The following is a 24,123-nucleotide window of genomic DNA, read 5'->3' as shown; positions in this document are numbered from 1 at the left end:
TCACTCCTCACCCCTCGGGTGAGGGGAGTGGGGCGAAGAGGTCGACGGCGTTGCCGTCCGGGTCGTGCACGACGGCGTAGCGCTGCCCCCACACCGCGTCCCAGGGCGGGCGGTGACCGTGGGCCCCGGCGGCGGTGAGTTCGGCGTACCAGCGGTCCACCTCGGCGGGGTCGGCACAGCGGAAGGCCAGGGCGACCCGCGCGCCACCGACCGGGGGAGTCCAGTCCGGATCGAAGGAGCGGATGGTGGCCAGGTCGTCCCAGGCCAGGCGGAGACCGCCGGGCAGCCGTACCTCCACATGGGGTTCCCGCTCCGCCTCGGGTGGGATGTCGAGGCCCAGCTGGCGGTAGAAGGCGAGACTGCGGGCCAGGTCCGTGCTGACGATGCCGATGAGATCCAGTTCTGGGGTCATGGCCGCAGGCTACGGCCGAGCGGTGGTCACCGTCTTGAACGAAACGGACAGGGGATGTGGGCGTTCTGCCCGACAGGGCGGCGAAGCTCGGCGTACGGTGGCAGAAGTCCGGCTCGACCAGATAAATCCTTAATGTCAGCTTCCTGGTCGGGGTGGCGATTCGACACGGCGAGGGAAAGGAGCGGTCGGTGAACCACTTGGCCTACCTGGACGCGGGATCCGGCAGCCTGATCGTGCAGGCGGTGGTCGGTGGGGTCGCCGGGGTCGCGGTGGCTGCCAAGCTCTACTGGCGCAGACTGGTCAGCCGGTTCCGCCGTCAGCCCACCGACCAGAGCTGACCGGCATGGCGCTCCCGCACCTGCACCACCTGGCACCGTCCGACACCGACCGACCCGGCACCGCCGCCTCGGGGCTGTCCGGCACCGAGCTGCGGGTCGAGCCCGGTTCCTTCCGGGACCCGGCCAACCAGGTCTTCCACGCCGGCGAACAGGTGCTGCGCGGGCTCGACGAGACCGCGGCCGGACACTGGCGGGCCCTGCGCGGCAGTGACTTCTTCCCGGCCCTGATGGCCGCCGGCAAGGTCTGCGGCACCGAGGAGATGCCGACGGCGAGCGCCCCCCAGGGGTGGGCGGCCGTACTGCGACACGAACGCATCCCGTTCGTCTCCCACCCCTACGAGTGGTCCGTCACGATGCTGCGTGACGCCGCCCTGCTGCACCTGGAGATCCTCCGGGCGGCCCTGTCGGCGGGCTTCACCACCAAGGACGGTTCGGCGTACAACCTGCAATGGCGGGGCACCCAACCGGTCTTCATCGACGTGGGATCGTTCGCCCCGCTGGTCGAGGGGGAGCCCTGGGCCGGCTACCGGCAGTTCTGCCAGACCCTGCTCTACCCGCTGCTGCTCACCGCCCACCTGGGGGTCGACTTCCAGCCGTGGCTGCGCGCCCAGGTCGACGGCATCGCACCGGATGAGATGGGCCGGCTGTTCCGTGGGGTGCGCCGCCTGCTGCCCGGGGTGCTCACCCATGTGCACCTGCACGGCAGCGTGCAACGGCGCAACGCCGCCCGGACCACCAGGGACGTCCGCGTCCAACTGCGCGACGCCGGGTACAGCCGGGAACTGGCCCTGGCCACCGTACGTGGGCTGGAGAAGCTGGTCCGCCGCCTGGATTACCCGCCGCCGACCAGTCACTGGGTGGACTACCAGCGCACCTGTGGCTACTCCGAGGCCGACCGGGCGGCCAAGGAAGGGTTCGTCACGGCTGCCCTGGCCGGTGCCACCCGGCGGCGACTCGTGCTCGACCTGGGCGCCAACGACGGCCGGTACTCCCGGATCGCCGCCGCACACGCCGACTACGTCGTAGCGGTGGAACAGGATCCGGCCGTGGTGGACCGGCTCTACCGCACCCTGCGGGACGAGGGGGAGCGTCGGGTGCTGCCGCTGGTGATGGATCTGGCCGATCCGTCGCCCGGCGGCGGCTGGCGCGGTGTCGAACGGGCCTCCTTCGCCGCCCGCACCGGCGCGGACACCGTCCTGGCCCTGGCCCTGGTGCACCACCTGGCGATCGGCCGTAACGTGCCGTTGCCGCAGGTGGTGGAGTGCCTGACCGCCCTGGCCGCCCCCGGTGGGCGGCTGGTGGTGGAGTTCGTCCACCCGCAGGACCCGATGGCCCGCCGACTGCTGGCCAACAAACCCGACGGTCTCTTCCCGGACTACCGGCGGGAGGCCTTCGAGGCCCTGCTGGCCGGGCACGGCACCGTCACCGACCGGCTGGAACTGCCCTCGGGCACCCGCACCCTGTACCAGGTGGCCCTGGGTGGCTGACCAGCCCGACACCGAGGCGCGGGCCCGCCGGTGGTGGGGGTGGGGCGGCTGGCGGACCGAGGTCGGTCGGGTGGTGGAGGTCGCGGCGCTGCTCGGCCTGGTGATCACCCAGCCGCTGCTGGACGTGCTCGGTCGCAGCCCGGACTTCTTCCTGTTCCACCGCGCCGACCGGCGGGAGATCCTGCTGCTGGTGGCCCTGATCGCGGTGCTGCCCACGGTGGCGGTCGGGCTGCTCGGCCTGATCAGTGGGGTGTTCGGCCCGAGGGTGCGCACGGCGACCCACTCCGTGCTGGTGGGCCTGCTGGTCGCCGCCCTGGCGGTGCAGGTCGGCCGGCAGTTGACCCCCCTGCGGGGGGTACCCCTGCTGGTGCTGGCCGGTGTGACCGGTGCCGCCGGGGCGTACGCCCACCGCCGCTGGCGGGTCCCGGGCCGGGTGCTGCGGGTGGCCGGTCTCGGTCCGCTGATCTTCGTGGGTCTGTTCCTGTTCGCCTCCCCGACCGGGCCGGTGGTGTTGCCTCGCGGCGAGGGCGGAGTGGCCGGCACCGCCACCGGCAACCTGCACCCGCCGGTGGTCATGCTGGTCCTCGACGAGCTGCCGTTGGTCTCCCTGCTCGGCCCGGACGGCGGCATCGACGCCGCGCGGTTCCCGCACTTCGCCGAGTTGGCCGGCGCCTCCACCTGGTACCGCAACGCGACCGGGGTGAGCGGTTGGACCCCGTACGCGCTGCCGGCCATGCTGACCGGCCGCTACCCGGCCCAGCCGAACGCTCCGCACTACTCGCACTACCCGGACAACCTGTTCACCGCCTTCGGCGGCCTGTACGACATCCGCGCCGAGGAGAGCATCACCCGGCTCTGCCCGCCCAGCCGCTGCGAGCAGCCGGTCACACCGGAGCAGGGCCTCGGGGTCCTGGTCCGGGAGACCGGTCGGTTGCTGGGTCAGGTGACCGCTGCGCGGGACAGCCGGATCGACCCGGAGAACTCCTACCGGGAACGCACCGCCGAGGAAGTGGGCATCGACTCCGCCGAGCCGGTGCCGGACGATCCGAAGTTCCGCTGGGACAGCCTGAACGTGCACCAGCCGGCCCGGTTCACCAGCTTCCTCAACGGCCTGGCCCCGGCTCCCCGCCCCACGCTGCACTTCCTGCACCTGCTGATGCCGCACTCGCCGTGGGCGTACCTGCCCTCCGGCGCCCGCTACCACGCTCCGAAGGAGTTCCCCAACGAGGGCGAGGGCTGGGTGGACCTGGCCCGGGCCCGTCACCTGGCGCAGCTCGGCTACACCGACCGGTTGATCGGCGAGACCCTGCGGAAGCTGCGCGAGAGCGGCCTGTGGGATCAGGCCCTGGTGGTGGTCACCGCCGACCACGGGGTCAGCTTCACCAAGGGGGTGCAGGGGCGGGGCCTGGACTCGATCCGGGCCGCCCCGAACGAGGTGGCCTGGGTACCGATGTTCCTCAAGACCCCGGGGCAGCGCACCGGCCGGGTCGACGACCGCAACTGGGAGCATGTCGACCTGCTGCCCACGGTCGCCGAGGAGGCCGCCATCTCGCTGCCCTGGTCGGTGGACGGCCGCTCCGCCCGTCAGGCGCCGCGCGCCGAGGCCGGCAAGGTGTTCTACGACCAGCCGGCCGAACCGATCACCCTGAGCGCAGGGGTGCCGGCCCCCCTGCCCCCGCCGGCCCCGCATCCGTTGGTCGGTACCACCGTGGGCGAGGCCCCGATGGGCGGCACCGTCCGCCTGGCCGGTCAGGACGGCTTCCGGGCGGTCGACCCGGACAGCGGCGAACTGCCGGCGCTGATCTGGGGCACCCTGCCCGAAGAGGTCCCCGACGGCACCCTGCTGGCGGTGGCCGTCAACGGCACGGTCGCCTCGGTGGTGCCGGTGGTCGCCCCCGATCCGGGAGGTCGGCGCTTCGCCGCCCTGCTCGCCGACGACCGATTTTTCCAGGCCGGGGCGAATCGGCTGGATTTGTACCTGGTCGAACCGGCCGGTACTCTCCGGCAGCTCGCCATCTCCTGAACCGTCGGAGCTGGCCAAACGGGTCTTGACTGAGTCCTCGCGCAGTGTTTTCCAGGCCGCCGATTTCCGTCTCAGAGGCGCTCTGCGTTCCTTTCTGTCCCGATCGTCGGGGTTTCCCTGCCGGCTGCTCGGGAAACGGGTGACGCATACCTCACCGCAGAACCACGGCGAGCGGTGTTGTCGCAACCGCAATTACGGTAGAAGCGAAGGCAATTCAACGTAGATCTGCCGGCGAAGCGAGGAAACACATGACGGAAGTCAAGCTCGATCACTCCGGCGGGCAGCTGTCGATGCCGGTACATTCCGCGGTCGAGGGCCCCGCCGGCATCGGTGTGGGCAAGCTCCTGAAGGAAACCGGACTGACGACGTACGACCCCGGTTTCGTCAACACCGCCGCCTGCTCGTCCGCGATCACCTACATCGACGGGGATGCGGGCATCCTGCGTTATCGGGGTTACCCGATCGAGCAGCTGGCCGAGAAGAGCTCCTTCCTGGAGGTCTCCTACCTGCTGATCTACGGTGAGCTGCCGACCAGCACGCAGCTTACCGAGTTCAGTGAGCGGATCCGGCGGCACTCGCTGCTGCACGAGGAGATGCGCCGGTTCTTCGACGGCTTCCCCCGGGACGCCCACCCGATGGCGGTGCTCTCCTCGGCGGTGAGCGCCATCTCCACCTTCTACCAGGACAGCCTGGACCCCTTCGACGCCCAGCACGTGGAGATGTCCACCGTGCGGCTGATGGCGAAGGTCCCGACCATCGCCTCGTACGCCTACAAGAAGTCCATCGGGCAGCCGCTGCTGTACCCGGAGAACTCCCTGGGCTACGTGGAGAACTTCCTGCGGATGACCTTCGGGGTGCCGGCCGAGCCGTACGAGGTCGACCCGGTGATGGCCCGGGTGCTGGACATGCTCTTCATCCTGCACGCCGACCACGAGCAGAACTGCTCCACCTCGACCGTACGCCTGGTCGGTTCCAGCAACGCCAACCTGTTCGCCTCGGTCTCCGCCGGGGTGAACGCCCTGTTCGGCCCGCTGCACGGCGGGGCCAACCAGGCGGTGCTGGAGATGCTGGAGCGCATCCAGGCCGACGGTGGTGACGTGCAGTCCTTCGTCCGCAAGGTCAAGGACAAGCAGGACGGCGTCAAGCTGATGGGCTTCGGTCACCGGGTCTACAAGAACTACGACCCGCGGGCCGCGATCGTGAAGAAGGCGGCCCAGGACGTGCTCGGCCGGATGGCCAAGCCCGACCCGCTGCTGGACATCGCGATGCAGCTGGAGGAGATCGCCCTGGCCGACGACTTCTTCGTCTCCCGGCGCCTCTACCCGAACGTGGACTTCTACACCGGCCTGATCTACAAGGCCATGGGCTTCCCGACGAAGATGTTCACCGTGCTGTTCGCCCTGGGCCGGCTGCCCGGCTGGATCGCCCAGTGGCGCGAGATGATCAACGACCCGGAGACCAAGATCGGTCGGCCGCGCCAGGTCTACACCGGCGCCGCCGAGCGCGACTACCTCCCGCTCGACAACCGCTGACCGGTAAGGAAGGGCCCCTTCTTAACGCCTGGCGTAGAGAAGGGGCCCCTGCTTAACAAGCGACGACACAACACGACGGCCGCCGCCCCTATCCGGGGTCGGCGGCCGTCGTGGTCCGCGAGGAGGGGGTTGTGCCCCGCGGGCTAGTGGTACGGATGATCGTCCTCGCCACCGGCCGTGGTGGGCAGGGAGCCGAGGACGTGGTCGATGACGTGGATCCGGGCGTTCGTCGCCTGGTAGTCGGCGCACAGCGTTTCCGCCTCGGTGCCGAACCGGGCCCCCGCACCCTGGGCGGTGACGGTGAGTTCGCCTTCGGCGACGGTCTTCACGGTGCCGGCGGCGACCATCTCGGCGACCGACATCGGGGTGGTCAGCAGATGTTCCCGCAGCAGTTCACGCAGTTCGTCCGTGTCGTGCAGCAGCAGCTCGTCGAGGTTGGTCCGGGAGAACTTCTCCGCGAACGCGTCGTCGGTGGGCGCCAGCACGGTCACCCCGGTCAGCTCGCCGGCCAGGCCGGTGGCCCGGATCGCCGCGTCGAAGGTGGTCAACACGGGAATCCACTGCACGGCCTGGTCGGCGGGCAGGCCGGCGAGCGACTCCGGGTTCCCCGGCTCGGTGCCCGCCGGCAGTTCGGCGCAGAGTGGTCCGGTGACGGTGAACGCGACGGGCGTGATCCCGTTCCCGTCCGTCGCGTCACCACCGGAACATCCCGTGACCGCCAGCAGCGCTGCCAGGGCCACCCCGGCGGCCGGGCCGGCCTTTCGGGCTCGCCGTGGTGTCGGCCTCATGGTCTCGAGGAAGACGTCGGTCACGGTGTTCTCCACTCCACATTTGGTGTACCGGCAGGCTGGGCGCGGAACCAGCCTGCCGGTACGTCTGTTACCGGTTCGAGGTCAGCGACTCAGAGGCGAGCGCACTGGCCGATCTTGAGACCCCGAACCGTGTTCGCGACCTCCAGGTTCACCGGGTTGACGGCGTTGCTGGTGCAGGTCAGCAGACCGGTGAGGGTGTTACCCGCCACCAGGGGGGCCCCGACGACGCCGTTGGCGACGTTGGCCGGGCCGCTGGCCTTGGTGCCGTGCAGCAGCACCGAACCGCTGATCTTGTTGCCGACCATGATGACCGGACCGTCGGTGTTGAGCACGTTGACCATCGCCTTGACCGTGCTGCCGGTCAGCACGAACCCGGCCGCGCGGTCGGCGTGGACCAGACCGTTGATCGTGCTGCCGGTGGCGATCAGGGTGGCGCCCCGCTTCACCGTGATCGCACCGCGGACGGTGGCGTCGGCGATGCAGGTGACACCGGAGACCGTCAGGGCACCATTGCGGGTACCGGTCACGGTCGGCATGATCCGCTCACCGGCGACCAGGCCGGCGACGGCCTGCTCGTCGAGCAGCAGCGGCACCAGACCCCGCTCCGGCTGGGACAGCGGAACGATGTAACCGCCGGCGGTCTTGATGACCTTCCAGCCGTGGGCGGCGAGCCGCTGGGCCACCGTGGCGCCCTGGCTGCCCGGGCCGTCGGTGCGGGCACCGTTGTACTGCTCCTCGGTGAGCTTGTACGCACACGGCGCGTGCTTGAGGATGTTCTCCTCGCGCGGCGCGTCGACCGGCGGCGGAGCCTCACCCGGGTGCGGGGCGGGGTACGCCTTGATCTCCCGGGAACCCTCGAGAACGATCGGGCCGCTGTTCGAGGACTGGAACTTGATCGCCTCGGCGCGAGCCTTGGTGATGTCAGTCAGGCTGCCCACGTGGTACTGGAGGAACTGGTTGAAGGTCCAGAGCCCCGAGTAGGTCTTGCGCCGACGGTTGTTGGCGGTGTTGCTCTCGTTCGGCCGGGTGGGGCCACCGGAGCTACGCAGCTCCAGCAGAGAGTTGACCACGTTCTTCAGGCCGAGGGTGTTGCGCAGGATGGTCTCCTGGCCCAGGCCGACGTTGGCGCCGGGGGTGCAGCCGTACGGGCAGGCCCACCAGCCGTCCTTGGCGCCCTCGGTGTACATGTGGCCTTCGATCATGTCCTGCGACTGGTCGAAGATGCCCTGCGCGACGTTGGCGTGCCGCGGCGACAGCATCGGCAGGTCACCGGTGTTGGCGTTGCCGTACTCGTGGCCGTCGTAGCCGGCGATCGGCCGGTAGTCGCGGACCATGGCCATGAAGGCCTGGGTCTCCGGCTGACGGATCAGCGAGTGGTCCCGGTTGAGGTCCTGACCGGTGGAGTTACCCCGGCTGTTGGCCGCCCGGCCGTCCCCGTTGAGGGTCGGCACGATCAGCATGGTGGTCTTCGACAGCAGCTTGAGCGTGGCCGGGTCCTTGGTGAAGGCCAGCTGGCGGGCCATGATCAGGCACGCCTCACGGTCGCCCGGCTCGTTGCCGTGCACGTTGCAGTTGACGACCAGCGGGTTCGTCGCGGCCACGGCCGCCGGGGTCGCCGGCGCCTTCGGGTAGCCGATGATGAACATGTTGATCGGCCGGTTGTGGACGGTACGGCCGATCTCCGTCACGCGTACCCGGTCGCTCAGCTCGTCGACGGCCGCGGTGTACGCGTACTCGTTGACGTCGCTGGTGTACTGCGCACCGAGGGTTTCCTCCCACTGGGTCCGCAGGTTCTGACCCGGGATGTTCGGGTCGCCCCAGTGCGGCTTGGTGGTGCCGACGACGGCGGCCGAGTATGGCTGCGCCTCGGTGCCGAAGCGCGCGCGGACCCGCCACTGGAAGCGGTCACCGGGGGCGAACCCGGCGTCGGCGAAGGTCGGCTTGTCGTTGTTGATCTGGCGGTTCGGCCGCCAGACGCCGACGATCACGCCGGCGCCGGTGGCGGTGCCATCCTCGGCGACCGGCGTGCGCTCGATCTGGTAGTCGGTGGCTCCGTCGACGTGGGTCCAGGCCAGAGTGGCGTAACCGTCACCTTGGACAACGCTCACGTTCTGAACCTGGTTCGGCTCCGCCTGCGTCTGAACGGCGGTGCCGGCCGACTGGCCGTGCGCCTGGGCGGGCAACGCCGTCACCGCGAGAACGGCGACGAGCAGGCTGGAGAAGACACCGGCCCTTGTCCGTCTGTATCTCAAAAGGATCTCCAAACAGGAGGTATGGCTGGGTGCCGAACAGCACACCCGCCGTGGGTCGATCGCGGGGTAGGGAACTGGGAATCTTGAGGATGATCTGAGGTTGGCGGCAGCGGCCCATCCTCGGCTCAGTCGACCCGCAACCGATATCCGACCCCCCGTACGGTTTCCACCAGTCCGGCGTCGGCCAACTTGCCCCGCAGGGCGGCCACATGGACGTCCAGGTTGTGCCGGGTCGCCCAGGTGGTCTGCCACACCTCCAACTGCAACCGGTCCCGGGGCACCACCGTGCCGGCCTGCCGGGCCAGCGCCACCAGCAGATCGAACTCCTTGCGGGACAGCGGGATCTCACGCTTGTCGATCCAGACCCGGCGGGCGTCGACATCGATGCGCAGCGGACCCACCTGAAGGGCGGTCGTGGCCCGCACGGTACGGCTGGTCCGGCGCATCACCGCGTCGATGCGGGCCTGCAACTCCACCATCGAGAACGGCTTCACCACGTAGTCGTCGGCGCCGGCGCGCAACCCGGCCACCCGGTCGTGTTCCTCGGCCCGGGCGGTGACCGCGATGATCGCGACCTCCTCGTTGTGCTGACGGATGCGCCGGCACACCTCCAGACCGTCCCGGTCGGGCAGGTTCATGTCGAGCAGAATGAGATCGACCGGCTCCGCCTCCGCCGCCTCGGCGGCCGTGAGCGCCTGCACCACCTCGTGCCCCCGCCGTCGCAGCGCCGAGGCTAGCCCCGCCGACACGCGCAGATCGTCTTCCACCAGGAGCACCCGCACTTGCATCCTCCTCGACCCGCCCCCGCTGGATGTACGCGAGTCTGTCGGATGTGAACGGCCGTTGACCAGTGCGGATACAAGATCGTAACGGTAGATTCGGCTACCCGAACGGACCCGAGGCCGGCCCTACGGCCAACGAGCCGCCGCTGACCGCGCCCTGCTCGCAACCGGGGCATCGACACCCGTGCAGTGGCTGCACCCCGCCCCAGCCCTGACGACCGTTACGGTCCGTACCAGTGCCGCCGCCCAGCCCTCCCACCTCCGTCCCCTTTGCTCTGCTTCAACCCACGCACAGGTAACCGATCGTGTTGGTGGTCGCGCCACCGCAACCGCCCGTCCGTCGCATCCATGCAGTTCAAGGGCCGTTGCGTGGATTGAAGCAGAGCAAAGGGGGAGTCAGGGGAGTGGCTACTGGCGACCGTCACATCACGCTCCGCAGCGTCACCCTCCGTTGTCGCACGGACAGCACCCCACCCTCGGCGACCGCCACGGCCGGCGCCGCCGGAGACGGCGACCCCCACGGCCGGCGCCGCCGGAGACGGCGACCGCCACGGCCGGCGCCGCCGGAGACGGCGACCGCCACGGCCGGCGACGCCGCAGGCAGCGACGTCGCCGGGTCGCCGGCACGCGGCGCGGCGGAGGCAGGAACCCCGGGGGCGATGACCGGCGGGCGGGGGTCAGCGCAGGCCGGCGGCGGCGAGCAGGTTGCCCTCCGGGACGGACAGGCGTGGCCGACCGTAGGCCATCTGCTGCGCTGCGCGTTCGGCGGCGACAGTCGGGGCCTGGGCGATCGCCGAGGCGTACGCGGAGGCGGTGCGGCTGGCGATGGCCGCCCAGCCGTACTGCTCGTGCACCATGGCCCGGGCACGTCGGGCCAGTGCCCGGGCGTGCTCGGTGTCGGCGAGCAGGGTGTGCACGGCGTCGGTCAACGCCTGCGGGTCGTGTGGACGGAAGGTCACTCCGGTGACACCCGGCTCGACGATCTCGGCGAGCCCGCCGGTCTCGGCGACCGCGAGTGGCGCACCGGCGGCGGCCCCCTCCAACGCGACCATGCCGAACGGCTCGTAGATGCTGGGCACCACGAAGCAGTCCGAGGCGGCCATCACCGCCGGCAGGTCCGTGCCGCCGAGGAAGCCGGGCAGGCTGACCGTGTCGGCCAGGCCGAGCCGGTGCACGTCGGCCTCCAACTCGCCCCGGTAGGGGCCGTCACCGACGATCACCGCGCGCAGACCCGGGTGCCGCTCCCGCAGCCGGGGCAGCCCGGCGAGCAGGTGCTGCACCCCCTTCTCGTACACCAGTCGACCGGCGAAGGTGACCAGCGGACCCTCCCCGGCGAACCGGGCCCGGGCCTGCGCCACCGCGCTGGCCGGCACCCGCCAGCGGTGCGGCTCCACCCCGTTGGGCACCACGTCGACCCGACCGGCCGGCACCCCGAACAGCCCGGTCACCTCCTCGCGCATGTAGCCGGAGCAGACCACCACCCGGGTCGACTCGGTGCTGATCCACTGCTCGACACCGTGGATGGTGCGGTTCATCTCCTCGGGCAACCAACCCTGGTGCCGGCCCGCCTCGGTGGCGTGGATGGTGCTGACCAGCGGCAGGTCGAGGTGCTCGCGCAGGGTCATCGCGGTGTGCGCGACCAGCCAGTCGTGGGCGTGGATGACGTCGTACCCGCCGATCTGCGCGGCCCGCAGGGCGGCGCGGGTGAGGGTGTGGTTGAACGCCATCGTCCAGGCCAGCAGGCTCTCGGTGGCCAGCGGAAAGGTCACCGGGTCCTCGGCGGCGCGGACCACCCGGACCCCGTCGACGTACTCCTCCAGCGGTGCGCCCTCGGCGTGACGGGTGACGACGGTGACCTCGTGCCCGGCGGCGACCAGGGCCACCGACAGGGCGTGCACATGCCGACCCAGTCCACCCACGAGCACCGGCGGGAACTCCCAGGACAGCATCAGGATGCGGTGGCCGCGCGGCGGTGTGGCCGGGCCGGGCTGGGCCGGGAACTGGGCTCGTGAGGTGCGGGTGGGCCGGTGGGACCGGTCCGTGGCGGTGGCGGTACGCCCGCCGATCCGCAGGGTCGTCACATCAGTCTCCGTCCGTGCAGGGAGGGACGCGCCGACTTCGGTGGCGGCGAGGAACAACTGTGGGTTTTGGACACGCGCAGACGCGTCCGGCAGTGCGAGGATCGAGGCAAGACCGACCATCGGCCGGCAGATCGACGAGATCTCCGGCGTGGACGACACAGCCCGCAACAAGCAAACGTCATCTCTGCCGATTCCGCACCTTGAGGACGGTCACAGTGACTGACGGCACCGTGCGGATCGACCGAAGGTCAGTCGGGTGGCCACCAGGCATTCATCCGATCGGATGGATTGGTGACCGACCGGGCGGGGCATTACGCCGGCGCGCATCCGCCGGCACCCGGACGGGTGTGTTCATGATGCGGGCGCGCTCATGTTTCTTGCCTAAGGAGCGACATGCAGGTCTGGCCGGGCGAGCGGTACCCCCTCGGGGCGACCTACGACGGGATGGGCACCAACTTCGCGATCTTCTCCGAGGTCGCCGAGCGGATCGAGCTCTGCCTCTTCGACGAGTGGGACGTCGGCCATGAGCGCCGGGTAGAACTACGCGAGGTCGACGCGTACGTCTGGCACGCCTACATCCCGGGGCTGGGACCGGGGCAGCGGTACGGCTACCGGGTGCACGGCCCGTACGACCCCGCGAACGGGCTGCGCTGCAACCCGCACAAGCTGCTCATCGACCCGTACGCCAAGGCGATCGACTCCGACGTGCAGTGGGACCCGGCGGTCTACGACTACACCCACGGTGACCCGGAGCGGATGAGCGAGACCGACTCGGCGCCGTTCATGCCGAAGTCGGTGGTGGTGAACCCGTACTTCGACTGGGGTAACGACGCCCCGCCGCGCATCCCGTACCACCGCTCGGTCATCTACGAGGCGCACGTACGCGGCTTGACCATGCGGCTGCCCGGCATCCCGCAGGAACTGCGCGGCACCTACGCCGGCATCGCCTCACCCCCGATGATCGAGCACCTGACCCGGCTGGGCGTGACCGCCATCGAGTTGATGCCGGTGCACCAGTTCGTCCACGACCACCGCCTGACCGACCTGGGGCTGCGCAACTACTGGGGCTACAACACCATCGGCTTCTTCGCCCCGCACCACGGCTACTCCGCCCTGGGCCACCTGGGCCAGCAGGTACAGGAGTTCCGGGGCATGGTGAAGGCCCTGCACGCCGCCGGCATCGAGGTCATCCTCGACGTGGTCTACAACCACACCGCCGAGGGCAACCACCTGGGCCCGACGCTGAGCTTCAAGGGGGTCGACAATCCCAGCTACTACCGGCTGAGCGAATCCGATCGGCGCTACTACGTCGACTACACCGGCACCGGCAACAGCCTGAACGTGCGCAGCCCGCACTCCCTGCAACTGATCATGGATTCGCTGCGGTACTGGGTTACCGAGATGCATGTCGACGGGTTCCGCTTCGACCTGGCCGCCACCCTGGCCCGCGAGTTCTACGAGGTGGACCGGCTCTCCACCTTCTTCGAGGTGGTGCAGCAGGACCCGGTGGTCGGCCGGGTCAAACTGATCGCCGAGCCGTGGGACGTCGGCCCCGGCGGCTACCAGGTGGGCAACTTCCCGCCGCAGTGGACGGAGTGGAACGGCAAGTACCGGGACACCGTTCGCGATTTCTGGCGCGGTGAACCGGCCACCCTGGCCGAGTTCGCCTCCCGCATCTGCGGCTCCGCCGACCTCTACCAGGACGACGGGCGTCGCCCCTTCCACAGCATCAACTTCGTCACCTGCCACGACGGGTTCACCCTGGCCGACCTGGTGTCGTACAACGACAAGCACAACGAGGCCAACGGCGAGGACAACCGGGACGGGGAGAGCCACAACCGGTCCTGGAACTGCGGGGTCGAGGGCGACACCGCCGACCCCGGGGTGCTGGCCCTGCGCGCCAAGCAGCGGCGCAACTTCATCGCCACCCTGCTGCTGTCCCAGGGGGTGCCGATGATCGGCCACGGCGACGAGTTGGGCCGCACCCAGCGCGGCAACAACAACGCCTACTGCCAGGACAGCGAACTGGCCTGGGTCGACTGGGACGACATCGACCACGACCTGCTCGACTTCACCCGCCGACTGGTCGCCTTCCGCCGCCGACACCAGGTGTTCCAACGCCGCCGCTTCTTCACCGGCCTGCCGGTACGCGGCCGGGGAGCCGACGAACCCCTGCCCGACCTGGCCTGGTACACCCCCGACGGGCGGGAGATGACCGGCCAGGACTGGGGCAACGACTTCGGCCGCTCGGTGGCCCTGTTCGTCAACGGCGACGGCATCCGGGAACGCGGCCAGTACGGCCAACGCCACCACGACACCTCCTTCTGGCTCTGCTTCAACGCCCACGACGCGCCACTGGACTTCACCCCACCACCGGCCGAGTTCGGCCAACGGTGGGAGTTGGTCATCAGCACCGCCGAACCTGACCAGGACAAGGGCACCACCGTCGAGGCCGGCGGCACGATCTGCGTACCGGACCGGTCCCTGGTGGTGCTGGAGAGGGTCGCCTGACATGCCCGAAACCCCTCGACCGGTCGGCGCCACCTACCGGGTGCAGGTGCGCCCCGACTTCGACCTGGACGCCACCGCCGGGCTCGCCGGCTACCTGGCCGACCTCGGCGTCACCCACCTCTACAGTGCGCCGCTGCTGACCGCCGCCCCGGGCAGCACCCACGGCTACGACGTGGTCGACCACCGCCAGGTCAACCCGGAACTCGGGGGCGAACCCGCCCGGCAACGGCTGCTGCGGGCGCTGCGGTCCGTCGGGCTCGGCCTGGTCGTGGACATCGTGCCCAACCATGTCGGGGTAGCCGTACCTACCGCCAACCCGGCCTGGTGGGACGTGCTGCGTCGGGGACGCGACTCGGCGTACGCCGACTGGTTCGACATCGACTGGGCGCGGGGCCGGCTGCTGCTGCCGGTGCTGGCCGAGAGCCCCGACGCGCTGGACGATCTCGCCGTCGTCGACGGGGAACTGCGCTACCACGAGCACCGGTTCCCGATCGCCGACGGCACCGGTGACGGCAGCCCTCGCCAGGTCCACGACCGGCAGCACTACGAGCTGGTCTCCTGGCGGCGCGGCGATGCCGAGCTGACGTACCGCCGGTTCTTCGCCGTCTCCAGCCTGGCCGGGCTGCGGGTGGAGGATCCGGCGGTGTTCGCCGCCACCCACGAGCTGATCCTGGCCTGGGCGACGGCCGGTGAGATCGACGGCATCCGTGTGGACCACCCCGACGGGCTGCGCGACCCCGCCGCCTACCTGGCCCGGCTACGGGAGGCCGCCCCCGAGGTCTGGCTGATCGTGGAGAAGATCCTGGAGTACGGCGAGGAACTGCCCGGCTGGCCGGTCGACGGCACCACCGGCTACGACGCCCTGGCGGCGGTCTGCGGACTCTTCGTCGACGGCGACGCCGAAGCCGACTTCACCGCCCTGGACACCCGACTGACCGGCCGGGCCACCTCCTGGGCCGACCTGACCCACGACACCAAACTCGGCGCCGCCACCCGACTGCTCGCCGCCGAGCTGACCCGACTGGCCGCCCTCGCCCCCGAGGTGGACGCCGACGCCGCCCGCGCCGCCCTGGCCGAGTTGGCCGCCGCCTTCCCGGTCTACCGCGGCTACCCGCCCGACGGGGTACGCCACCTGGCCAACGCCCGCGCCGAAGCGGGCCGCCGCCGCACCGACCTGACCGGGGCCCTGGACGCGGTCACCCGGCGGCTGCGCGACCCCGACGACGAACTGGCCCGCCGCTTCCCCCAGTTCACCGGCGCGGTGATGGCCAAGGGGGTGGAGGACACCGCCTACTACCGGTGGAGCCGGTTCGTGGCCCTCAACGAGGTCGGTGGCAGCCCCACCCACTTCGGCACCCTGCCCGGCCGGTTCCACCGCTTCGCCGTCGCCCGGCACGACCGCTGGCCGACCAGCATGACCACCCTGTCGACCCACGACACCAAACGCGGCGAGGACGTTCGGGCCCGGCTGGCCGTCCTGGCCGAGCTGCCGCAGCGCTGGGCACACCTGGTCACCGGCTGGATGGCGGCCGTGCCGCTGCCGGACACCGCCCTGGCCCACCTGCTGTGGCAGACCGCCGTCGGTGCCTGGCCCGTCGGACGCGAGCGCCTGCACGCGTACGCCGAGAAGGCCGCTCGGGAGGCCGCGGCCTCGACCGGGTGGACCGACCCCGACCCGGCCTTCGAGCAGGCCATGCACGCCCTGGTCGACGCCATGTACGACGACCCGGCCGTCAGTTGCGAACTGGCCGCCTTCGCCACCGAGATCACCCCGGCCGGCTGGTCCAACTCGCTGGGTCAGAAGCTGATCCAACTCGCCATGCCCGGGGTGCCGGACACCTACCAGGGCACCGAATTGTGGGACAACTCCCTGGTCGACCCGGACAACCGCCGCCCGGTCGATTTCGGCGTACGCCGGGAACTGCTGGCCCGGCTCGACGCCGGCTGGCGGCCGGCGGTGGACGACACCGGCGCGGCCAAGCTGCTCGTGGTGTCCCGCACCCTGCGGGCCCGCCGGGACCGTCCGGAGCTGTTCGGCGACTACCAGCCGATGCTCGTGCACGGCCCGGCCGCCCGGCACGCCGTGGCCTTCGACCGGGGCGGCGCGGTAGCGGTGGCCACCCGCCTGCCGCTACGGCTGGTCGCCGAGGGGGGCTGGCGCGACACCACCCTGTCATTGCCCGTTAATCAGATGTCCTGCCTGTTCACGGGTCAGGTCTACAGTGATGGACGGGTCCGGCTCGCGGACCTGTTGGCCACATATCCCGTCGCTCTGCTGGTGCCCACCACCTGACCCGGGAGGCTGCGTCATGTCCGAGTTCACGGTCTGGGCGCCCGAGGCGAAACGGGTACGGCTACGCCTGCCCGACGCCGACCACGAGATGAGAGTAGGCCGCGACGGCTGGTGGCATGTCGAGGTCCCCGACGCCGGTACCGACTACGCCTTCCTGCTGGATGACGACGACCAGGCCCTGCCCGACCCCCGCTCGGCGTGGCAGCCCTTCGGGGTGCACGGCCTCAGCCGGGTCTACGACCACTCAGCCTTCGCCTGGACGGACACCTCCTGGACCGGCCGGCAACTGCCCGGCAGCATCCTCTACGAACTGCACGTCGGCACCTTCACCCCGGAAGGCACCTTCGACGCCGCGATCGACAAGCTCGACCACCTGGTCGACCTCGGTGTCGACCTGATCGAACTGCTGCCGGTGAACGCCTTCAACGGCGAACACAACTGGGGGTACGACGGGGTCTGCTGGTTCGCCCCGCACGAACCCTACGGAGGCCCGGACGGGCTGAAACGGCTGGTCGACGCCGCCCACGCCAAGGGATTGGGGGTGGTACTCGACGTCGTCTACAACCATTTCGGGCCCTCCGGGGCCTACGCGCCGCGCTTCGCGCCGTACCTCAGCGACCGCAACACCCCCTGGGGGCAGGCCGTCAACCTGGACGGCCCGCACTCCGACGGGGTACGCCGCTTCATCCTCGACAGCGTGCTCATGTGGCTGCGCGACTACCACCTCGACGGGCTGCGCCTGGACGCCGTGCACGCCATGCCGGACACCCGCGCGGTGCACCTGCTGGAGGAGATCGCCGTCGAGGTCGAGAGCCTGTCGGTGCACCTGGGCCGCCCGCTGTCGCTGATCGCCGAATCTGACCTCAACGACCCCCGGCTGATCAGCCCACGCGAGGCCGGCGGCTACGGCCTGCAAGCCCAGTGGAACGACGACGCCCACCACGCCCTGCACACCCTGCTCACCGGGGAACGGCAGGGCTACTACGGCGACTTCGGCACCATGGAATGCCTGGCCGAGGTGCTGACCGGGGCCTTCTTCCACACCGGCACCTGGTCCAGCTTCCGCAACCGCCAACACGGCCGCCCGGTGGACCCGCGTACCCCCGGGCACCGCTTCGTGGCGTACCTGCAGAACCACGACCAGATCGGCAACCGCGCGGTCGGTGATCGCCTCTCGGCTTCGCTGTCGCCTGGGCTGCTGCGGGTGGGGGCGGTGCTGCTGATGGCCTCACCCTTCACCCCGATGATCTTCATGGGGGAGGAGTGGGCCGCCTCGACGCCCTGGCAGTACTTCACCTCGCACCCGGAACCCGAGTTGGCCGCCGCCGTGGTGCTCGGCCGCCGTCAGGAGTTCGCCACCCACGGCTGGACCGCCGAGGCGGTGCCGGACCCCCAAGACCGGCAGACCTTCGTACGCTCCCGGTTGGACTGGGCCGAACTGGACAAACCCGAACACCGGGCGATGTACGACTTCTACCGGCGGCTGATCGCGCTGCGGAAGTCCCGGCCCGAGCTGTCCGATCCGCACCTGTTCGCGGTCGAGGTGCGGCACGGGGACCGGTTCCTGGTGATGCGCCGGGGCGGCTGCCTGGTGGCCGCCAACCTGGCCGACAAGCCGCAGCGGGTGACGTTGCCGGGGGTGGCCCGGCGGGTCCTGCTGGCCACGGCTGAGGGAGTCACGGTGACCCGAGACCGCATCGACCTACCAGCGGAAACCGCAGCCATCGTGGCGCTGTGACCCCGGTCCTCAGCTTGCCGAAGAGTCTGCGGCGGAGATATCCGGAGCCGCCTCGAAGAGAAGGTCACCGGCTCGCTGGACCCGTAGACCTGAGCCGGGAACCCGCGAGACCAACTCTCCCATCAGGCTTTCCGCGTGGGCGCGAGACAAGTTCGTCGCCACGTACACCGGACCGGCGGATGTCCTTACCTCCTTCGGGAAATATCCTGGCGAAATGTCGCCTTTGTTCGCACTGATGAAGCCGTTGTTCGCGGCCGCCGCGACGCCCTGACGCTCGGCGACGAACCTTGCTAGATCGCGTACCGCTCGCGCGGCGGTGACGGGGCGTCGGGTGCCGCTCGGCCCCTCCAATGAGTAGATCGTGAACCGTCCCCGTACACGGCGGAGCCGCAGGCGTAGGAGTTGCCGTCGGCCGTCGTCTGCAGCAGCCGCGACATAGCGGTCCAGGAAGATGGCGAGCAATTCGTCGTCCAATTTTCGGACGCGGGTCGTCTCGATCGGATAATCCATCAGCCGGGCGACTTGGCCTTGGCCGAGGTTTGAGAGCGCGGCCTCCAACTGACCGACCGTGGTCACGCCGAGTTCCGCCAGTTGGTCGACGAGAACGGCGAGTGACAGGGAGTCGCCCGGCTCATCTTTCGGGAAACGGCTGGCGATCAGTTCGCCCAGCGACGCTGGGCTCAAGAGAGTCGGGTCGAGCGTCTCCGGTGACGGCTCGTCGACTCCGATCACGGGCTCGTCAGCCGTTGTCGCATCATCCGTACCTTGCGGCCGGAGCAACTCTTCGATCTTGTCGAAGATCTCGTCCATGTACCGGCGCATCCCGCCGGCCTCAATGAAGTACTGATCGACTCGGCCTTTGTCATTGGATGGCAACTCTTTGTAGCCGCCGGACTTGTAGCGGATGTCGTGCTCATACTCCGCCCAGGCATGGCCTGCCACGCTGCGCACCTGGATTTCTAGGCCCGGGTAGTTGTCGAAGAACTTCGTGAGGGCGATGTAGCGCAGCTGCGCGGCGGGATCCTTGAGGCCGGTGATGACGAGGTGCTCGCTGTCGTATCCGTTGTGTTTCGTGTCGCCGGGGTTACCCCGTTCCTGACACTCGCAGCGACTTTCGATGAGATTGGCCATGTCGTTGCGGGCTCGGGTGGTGTAAACGATCACACGAGCCGCCACGCAGTCATGGATCTGTGTGGCGGGGTCGGAGTACTTCGGAGCTCCGTCGTCCTTCTTCTTCTCTGACTTGTCCCTGTATGAGGCGAGCGTCTTTGGGCGTGCCTTGACAAGGTGCACGTCAATGCTGGCGTCCCGCGCCAACTCCGCGAGGAAGCGTCTCGTCTCGTCGGCCACCTCGGCCAAGAATGGCTGATCCTGTGCGTAGCGCCAAAGGTGGGTGGGGACCATTTCCATGTCTTCGCCGTGGGGCACGCACGCAGCGTACCCACACCTGACTCCAGAAGGGAGGGCCAGCCTGATCGTTTGTCGTCAGAGTTGCCCGCCTACGTCCGGGATTACATCCAGGACGTTGAATACATACTGGTGAGGCTCCCTTGCCGCTGCCCTGCATGTGTCGCATTGGAGACGAAGGGAGGGTAGCGTCCAACGTGTGGCTTAAGGGGCCGCACGCTAGCCAATCCAGCCACATGGGAGGTAGGCGGTAAGCGTGGTGATGAAGGCGGACACCGTGGGTGCGAGGATCCGCTATTGGCGGATGCGTCGGGGCGGGATGTCTCAGGCCGTCCTCGCCGGGCTTGCTGGCGTCAGCCAGCCCTATGTCTCGCAGATCGAGTCGGGTCGGAAGACCATCGACCGGCGCTCCACTCTCGTGTCCTTCGCCGTAGCCCTTCAGGTCACAGTGGCGGACTTGCTCGGGCAGGGAACGGAACCGGGCGATCCGGCTCGCGAGAGTGCCGCCGAGTGCGTACCGGCGATCTGGTCGGCGCTGATCGAGATTGAGGACGGCGAACGTCGGCCGTCTATCCGTACGCAGGAGCAGTTGACGGCAGACCTGGCGCGCACTGATCAGCTTCGCAACCTTTGCAACTACCCGGCGATGGCGCGCATGCTTCCCGACCTGCTGCTGGAGTCCGCTGCCGTGGGCGGCGCCGTGCTAGCTCGAGCGGCATACCAGGCTGCGACGTGTCTGCGGCACCTCGGATACCGCCATCTGGCGCTGAATGCGGCTCGCGTCGCCGTATCCGCGGCCGAGGAAGCCGAGCATCCCGCGTGGCTCGGTGCGGCACGGTTCGCGTACGTGCAGAGCCTGCCGATCGAGTCCGCGTCGCTCGCTGCCCGGGCCGCCGGCCGATCGTTGGTCGAGTTGCAGAACGACGCTGGTGATGAGCGGGTGCGACAGATGCTCGGTCAGCTTCACCTGTCGGCGGCCCTGACCTCGACCGTGGACGGCCGGGTAGACGTCGCCCGGGACCATCTGGCTGAGGCGAGCCGTGAGGCGACGAGCCTCGGGGATCCTGTGGACGGCGGCGGCTTCAACGGGTGCGGGTTCGGTCCGACCAATGTGGGTCTCTGGAGAATGTCCATCGCCGCAGAGCAGGGCGAGATGGGCAAGGTGATCGAGCTGTCCCGAACGGTGCGGCCTCAGGTTCTCGCGGCCACCAACCGCCAGATGTCGTACTGGCTCGATCTTGGTCGGGCGTTCGCCGACACCGGTCGTCGGGATACCGAAGCGCTGGGTGCCTTCGTGCAGGCTGAGCGGGCCGCACCCGTACCGTTCGCGCTGAACCCGCTGGCCCGCGATGCGGTGGTGGCCCTTGCCCAGCGGGCGAGGCGGCGGGCCGTCTCGGACGACCTGCGGCTGCTTGCCAGCCGGATGGGCATCCACCTGGCTGCATAACTGGTGGTAATTAAGTAACTACCGCACTGTCTTAGCGTCCGGTTCGGGAAGGCGATCGCCTTCCTCGGCCAGATGAGACGGCGAGCAGCCCCTCCTGATCACGATCTCCACGGCCGAGTCTGTTGGAGGTAGGGATGCCAGGTCAGGGCGACGAGTCGGTCAGTCGGGGTGAGCAGATTCAGGCGGCGGAGCGGGAGGCGGCGAAGCGGCGGCTGCTGGAGCAGGCCGAGGCGGAGCGCGTACCGATGGAGGAGACCACCCGGGCGGTGCCGGATCGGCGGTGGCGGCGTGACCGGCCGCAGTGAGGTGCCGATCGGGCGGCGGGTGGCGCAGTGGCGGATGCGGCGGCGGATGACGCAGCAGGGCCTCGCCGACCGGCTGGGGAAGTCGAAAAGCTGGGTGGACAAGGTGGAGCGGGGTGCCCGTCGACTCGACAGGTTCTCGGTGATCCAGGCTATCGCCGAGGTGCTGCGCATCGACCCGGCGGTGCTGCTCGGCCAGCATCCGCCGTTGGCCGGTGGCGACGTACGCGACGGGTTCGATGGGGTACGCGCGGCGCTCGCGCGGTACGGGGTCTTCGAGGCGTCGGCGCGTCAGGTGCCGCTGGCGGAGCTGCGTCGGCGGGTGGGTCATGCCTGGTTGAGCTTTCAGCATGGGCAGTACGCCCAGGTGGTGCGGGCGCTGCCCGGGCTGCTGGACGTCGTGCAACTGTCGTCGGGGTCGGAGCACGGGGAGTTGCCGGTGCAGGCGTACCGGATCGCCTCGTCGGTGCTGGTGAAGCTGGGTGAGGCCGACCTCGGGTGGTTGACCGCCGACCGGGCGGTGGCGGCGGCCGGCGAGGATGCGGTGTTGGCGGGTACGGCGGCCATCTCGATCGGGCAGGCGCTGCGGCTCGCCGGTCGGCAGCGGCTGGCGCTGGCGGCCACCGTTGCCGCCGCGCAGCGGCTGACCGGGGTTGCGGCGCGACCGGCGGGGGATGGGGTGTCGTCGGGTCGGCGGGCGCAGGAGTTGGCGGTGGGTGGGACGCTCCTGCTCCAGGCCGCCCTCGCCGCTGCGGGCTGCGGCGAGCCTGGGCAGGCCGGGGTGCTGCTCGACCAGGCCGCGGACGTGGCGAGCCGGGCCGAGTTCGCCGACGATCCGTACGGTACGAGTTTCGGGCCGGTCGCCGTGGAGTTGGCGCGGGTGGTGGTGGCGGTCGAGCGGGGCGCTGCGGCCGAGGCGGTCGGTCGGCACGAGCTGCTGATCCGGCGGGACGGGTGGCGGCGGTTGTCGGCCGAGCACCGGGGTGCCTACCTGGTGGACGCCGCGCGGGCGTACCTGCTGGCCGGTGACCTGTCCGGGGCGGGACGGATGCTGGTCGCGGCGGATGGTGTCGCGCCCGCTGAGGTCCGGTTGCGCCCCTCCGCGCGTACCCTCCTCGCCGAGCTAGCCCGAGGCCGCCCCGCCCCACCCGGCGTGACCCGCCTGGCCACCCTCGTCGGCCTCACCCGCTGACCATCCCGCCGCCGTCGATGGCCGTTGACCATGAGGTTGACGGCAGTCGAGGAGATCGACTCCGCCGTTAACCTCATGATCAACGGGGACTTTGAGCGTCATGGTGCGTGGTCATGGGTGGGGCTGGGGGTCGTGGAGTGCCTGGCGTGCGACGGTGACGAAGGCGTCGCGTCGCTCGGTGCGGGATCGGAGCGCAGCTAGGTGCTCGGGTCGGTGGCGTTCTGCCAGCGGGCCGCTCTCGTCGGTGTCCGCCCGGTGCAGGCGGCGCTGTTGGGCGTACTCCTCGTTGATGCTGCGCACCGCGTGCCCGGCGGCCTGCGCCACCAGGTCCGGACCGGCCAACAGCACCAGGTTGTACGCCTCGTCGAGGGCGCGCAGCGCCGGGTACGGCAGCACCTCGCCCGGTGCGGTCTCCGCCCCGACCCATCCGGTGTCCAACGCCCGGTAGGCGCGGTCGCAGGCGGCCAGGAAGCTGACGTAGGTGTCCCGCCGCTCCTGGTTCCGGCGCAGTGCGCGCTGGTCGGCGCGCTCCTCCCGGGCCGCAGCGAGTTGGCTGGCGACCTGCCTGCGTACGGTCAGCGCGGTGACCAGGCCGGTGAGGCCGGCGGCCGTCAGGGTGGACAGCGATGTGATCAGGGCGATGGCGACCGTCTCCCGCATGTCGCGTGATCTTGCCGCAAGATCGTGCTCGATGTGGGATCGAGTGGTCTGAACAGGCGACATGGCCACTCGATCCCACATCGAGCGTGACCATGACCGCGTGTGGGCTCGTCCAAGTCGGGTAGGGGGTGACGACAAGGACGAGTTCGACAGCGGAGGTTGATGATGACCGTGACGAAGCCGGACCAGGATGTCATTGATCTGCTCGTCGACCAGCACGAGCAGATCAGGTCGCTGTTCGCGGAGGTCAGGGAGAGCGAGGGGGAGGCCAAGCAGCAGGCCTTCCAGGAGCTGGTACGCCTGCTGGCCGTGCACGAGAGCGCCGAGGAGCAGGTGGTTCACCCGGCGGCCCGAGCCGACGCCGGGGACGCGGTGGTCGACGCGCGGCTGCACGAGGAGAGCGAGGCCAAGCGCGAGCTGTCCGAACTGTACGACCTGGGTACCTCGGCGCCGGGGTTCGACGCCCGGTTCGCCGCATTCGAGCAGGCGGTGCTGGCGCATGCGCGGCACGAGGAGCAGGAGGAGTTCCCGCAGTTGCGGCGCGACACCGATCCGCAGCGGCTGCGCCAGATGGCCGGTGCCGTACGGGCCGCCGAGGCGGTCTCGCCCACTCGGCCGCACCCGGCTGCGGGCGAGTCGCCGGTGAGCAACATGCTGCTCGGGCCGCCGGTGGCGGTCTTCGATCGGATGCGCGACGCGGTCCGGGACTGGCGTCAGTCCCACGACAGCGAGCGCCGGTCACCCGGCAGGTGATCGGAGGACCGGGCGGGGTTCGATCCCGGATCGAGGGGCATCCCCATGGCGGAGAGGCCACCCGATCCGGGATCGAGTGTGATGACGCGCGGGGCCGGGTG

18 protein-coding genes are annotated in these 24,123 nt (G+C 70.0%); 11 read left to right on the top strand and 7 right to left on the bottom strand.

Annotation, left to right across the window (positions count from 1 at the left end; translation table 11 throughout):
* Positions 1–7: 7 nt before the first annotated feature.
* On the bottom strand, positions 8–412 hold the full coding sequence (locus ACLQ2T_RS01840; protein ID WP_425764227.1) for a VOC family protein: 405 nt from the start codon (positions 410–412) through the stop codon (positions 8–10).
* 188 nt (positions 413–600) lie between these two features.
* Between ACLQ2T_RS01840 and ACLQ2T_RS01835 the strand changes: the two genes are divergently transcribed.
* The 4 genes from ACLQ2T_RS01835 (at position 601) to ACLQ2T_RS01820 (ending at position 5,792) form a co-directional block, all read left to right on the top strand.
* Complete coding sequence (locus tag ACLQ2T_RS01835) at positions 601–750, top strand: hypothetical protein (protein WP_013734425.1); 150 nt, start codon at positions 601–603, stop codon at positions 748–750.
* 5 nt (positions 751–755) lie between these two features.
* Positions 756–2,237: a class I SAM-dependent methyltransferase gene (locus ACLQ2T_RS01830; RefSeq protein ID WP_425764226.1), complete on the top strand. Its 1,482-nt coding sequence runs from the start codon at positions 756–758 to the stop codon at positions 2,235–2,237.
* Positions 2,230–4,260, top strand: coding sequence for a sulfatase-like hydrolase/transferase (locus ACLQ2T_RS01825; protein WP_425764225.1), 2,031 nt, complete (start codon positions 2,230–2,232; stop codon positions 4,258–4,260). The genes ACLQ2T_RS01830 and ACLQ2T_RS01825 overlap by 8 nt, the downstream gene beginning before the upstream one ends.
* 248 nt (positions 4,261–4,508) lie before the next feature.
* On the top strand, positions 4,509–5,792 hold the full coding sequence (locus ACLQ2T_RS01820) for a citrate synthase (RefSeq protein WP_425764224.1): 1,284 nt from the start codon (positions 4,509–4,511) through the stop codon (positions 5,790–5,792).
* Positions 5,793–5,935: 143 nt separating this feature from the next.
* Here the strand turns inward: ACLQ2T_RS01820 and ACLQ2T_RS01815 are convergent, their stop codons facing one another.
* The 4 genes from ACLQ2T_RS01815 to ACLQ2T_RS01800 form a co-directional block, all read right to left on the bottom strand.
* Positions 5,936–6,604 (bottom strand): fasciclin domain-containing protein, encoded by a 669-nt coding sequence (locus ACLQ2T_RS01815; RefSeq protein ID WP_425764223.1) that lies wholly within the window; start codon positions 6,602–6,604, stop codon positions 5,936–5,938.
* A gap of 89 nt (positions 6,605–6,693) precedes the next feature.
* Positions 6,694–8,712 carry a M14 family metallopeptidase gene (locus tag ACLQ2T_RS01810; RefSeq protein ID WP_425764222.1) on the bottom strand — a complete coding sequence of 673 codons (2,019 nt, stop codon included), beginning with the start codon at positions 8,710–8,712 and terminating at the stop codon, positions 6,694–6,696.
* A 269-nt stretch (positions 8,713–8,981) separates the two neighbouring features.
* A complete protein-coding gene (locus ACLQ2T_RS01805) occupies positions 8,982–9,638 on the bottom strand; it encodes a response regulator transcription factor (protein WP_425764221.1) in 657 nt (218 codons plus the stop codon).
* Between the two features lie 677 nt (positions 9,639–10,315).
* Positions 10,316–11,719 (bottom strand): glycosyltransferase family 4 protein, encoded by a 1,404-nt coding sequence (locus ACLQ2T_RS01800; RefSeq protein WP_425764220.1) that lies wholly within the window; start codon positions 11,717–11,719, stop codon positions 10,316–10,318.
* A 393-nt stretch (positions 11,720–12,112) separates the two neighbouring features.
* On the opposite strand from ACLQ2T_RS01800, the gene glgX reads away from it, so the two are divergent.
* From glgX to treZ, 3 genes are read left to right on the top strand one after another with little or no spacing between them, the layout of a single operon-like run.
* Complete coding sequence (glgX, locus tag ACLQ2T_RS01795) at positions 12,113–14,230, top strand: glycogen debranching protein GlgX (RefSeq protein WP_425764219.1); 2,118 nt, start codon at positions 12,113–12,115, stop codon at positions 14,228–14,230.
* Position 14,231: 1 nt separating this feature from the next.
* Positions 14,232–16,523, top strand: coding sequence for a malto-oligosyltrehalose synthase (treY, locus tag ACLQ2T_RS01790; RefSeq protein ID WP_425764218.1), 2,292 nt, complete (start codon positions 14,232–14,234; stop codon positions 16,521–16,523).
* 16 nt (positions 16,524–16,539) lie between these two features.
* The gene (gene treZ / locus ACLQ2T_RS01785) at positions 16,540–18,261 is read left to right on the top strand and encodes a malto-oligosyltrehalose trehalohydrolase (protein ID WP_425764217.1); all 1,722 of its coding nucleotides are present in this window, start codon (positions 16,540–16,542) and stop codon (positions 18,259–18,261) included.
* A gap of 9 nt (positions 18,262–18,270) precedes the next feature.
* Here the strand turns inward: treZ and ACLQ2T_RS01780 are convergent, their stop codons facing one another.
* Complete coding sequence (locus tag ACLQ2T_RS01780) at positions 18,271–19,689, bottom strand: GTP pyrophosphokinase (protein WP_425764216.1); 1,419 nt, start codon at positions 19,687–19,689, stop codon at positions 18,271–18,273.
* A 241-nt stretch (positions 19,690–19,930) separates the two neighbouring features.
* Here ACLQ2T_RS01780 and ACLQ2T_RS01775 point away from each other — a divergent pair, with 241 nt between their 5' ends.
* The 3 genes from ACLQ2T_RS01775 (at position 19,931) to ACLQ2T_RS01765 (ending at position 22,609) form a co-directional block, all read left to right on the top strand.
* Positions 19,931–21,115 carry a helix-turn-helix domain-containing protein gene (locus ACLQ2T_RS01775; protein WP_425764413.1) on the top strand — a complete coding sequence of 395 codons (1,185 nt, stop codon included), beginning with the start codon at positions 19,931–19,933 and terminating at the stop codon, positions 21,113–21,115.
* A 134-nt stretch (positions 21,116–21,249) separates the two neighbouring features.
* A complete protein-coding gene (locus tag ACLQ2T_RS01770; protein ID WP_204291638.1) occupies positions 21,250–21,420 on the top strand; it encodes a hypothetical protein in 171 nt (56 codons plus the stop codon).
* A complete protein-coding gene (locus tag ACLQ2T_RS01765; protein WP_425764215.1) occupies positions 21,404–22,609 on the top strand; it encodes a helix-turn-helix domain-containing protein in 1,206 nt (401 codons plus the stop codon). Before ACLQ2T_RS01770 ends, ACLQ2T_RS01765 begins: the two co-directional genes overlap by 17 nt.
* 111 nt (positions 22,610–22,720) lie before the next feature.
* Here ACLQ2T_RS01765 and ACLQ2T_RS01760 read toward each other — a convergent pair whose 3' ends face one another.
* The gene (locus tag ACLQ2T_RS01760; RefSeq protein ID WP_425764214.1) at positions 22,721–23,269 is read right to left on the bottom strand and encodes a hypothetical protein; all 549 of its coding nucleotides are present in this window, start codon (positions 23,267–23,269) and stop codon (positions 22,721–22,723) included.
* 165 nt (positions 23,270–23,434) lie between these two features.
* Here ACLQ2T_RS01760 and ACLQ2T_RS01755 point away from each other — a divergent pair, with 165 nt between their 5' ends.
* The gene (locus ACLQ2T_RS01755; protein ID WP_425764213.1) at positions 23,435–24,022 is read left to right on the top strand and encodes a hemerythrin domain-containing protein; all 588 of its coding nucleotides are present in this window, start codon (positions 23,435–23,437) and stop codon (positions 24,020–24,022) included.
* The last annotated feature ends 101 nt before the right edge of the window (positions 24,023–24,123 follow it).

It is taken from the genome of Micromonospora sp. DT229 (assembly GCF_049844505.1).
GTDB lineage: Bacteria > Actinomycetota > Actinomycetes > Mycobacteriales > Micromonosporaceae > Micromonospora.
This window is presented reverse-complemented; position numbering and strand designations above follow the sequence as displayed.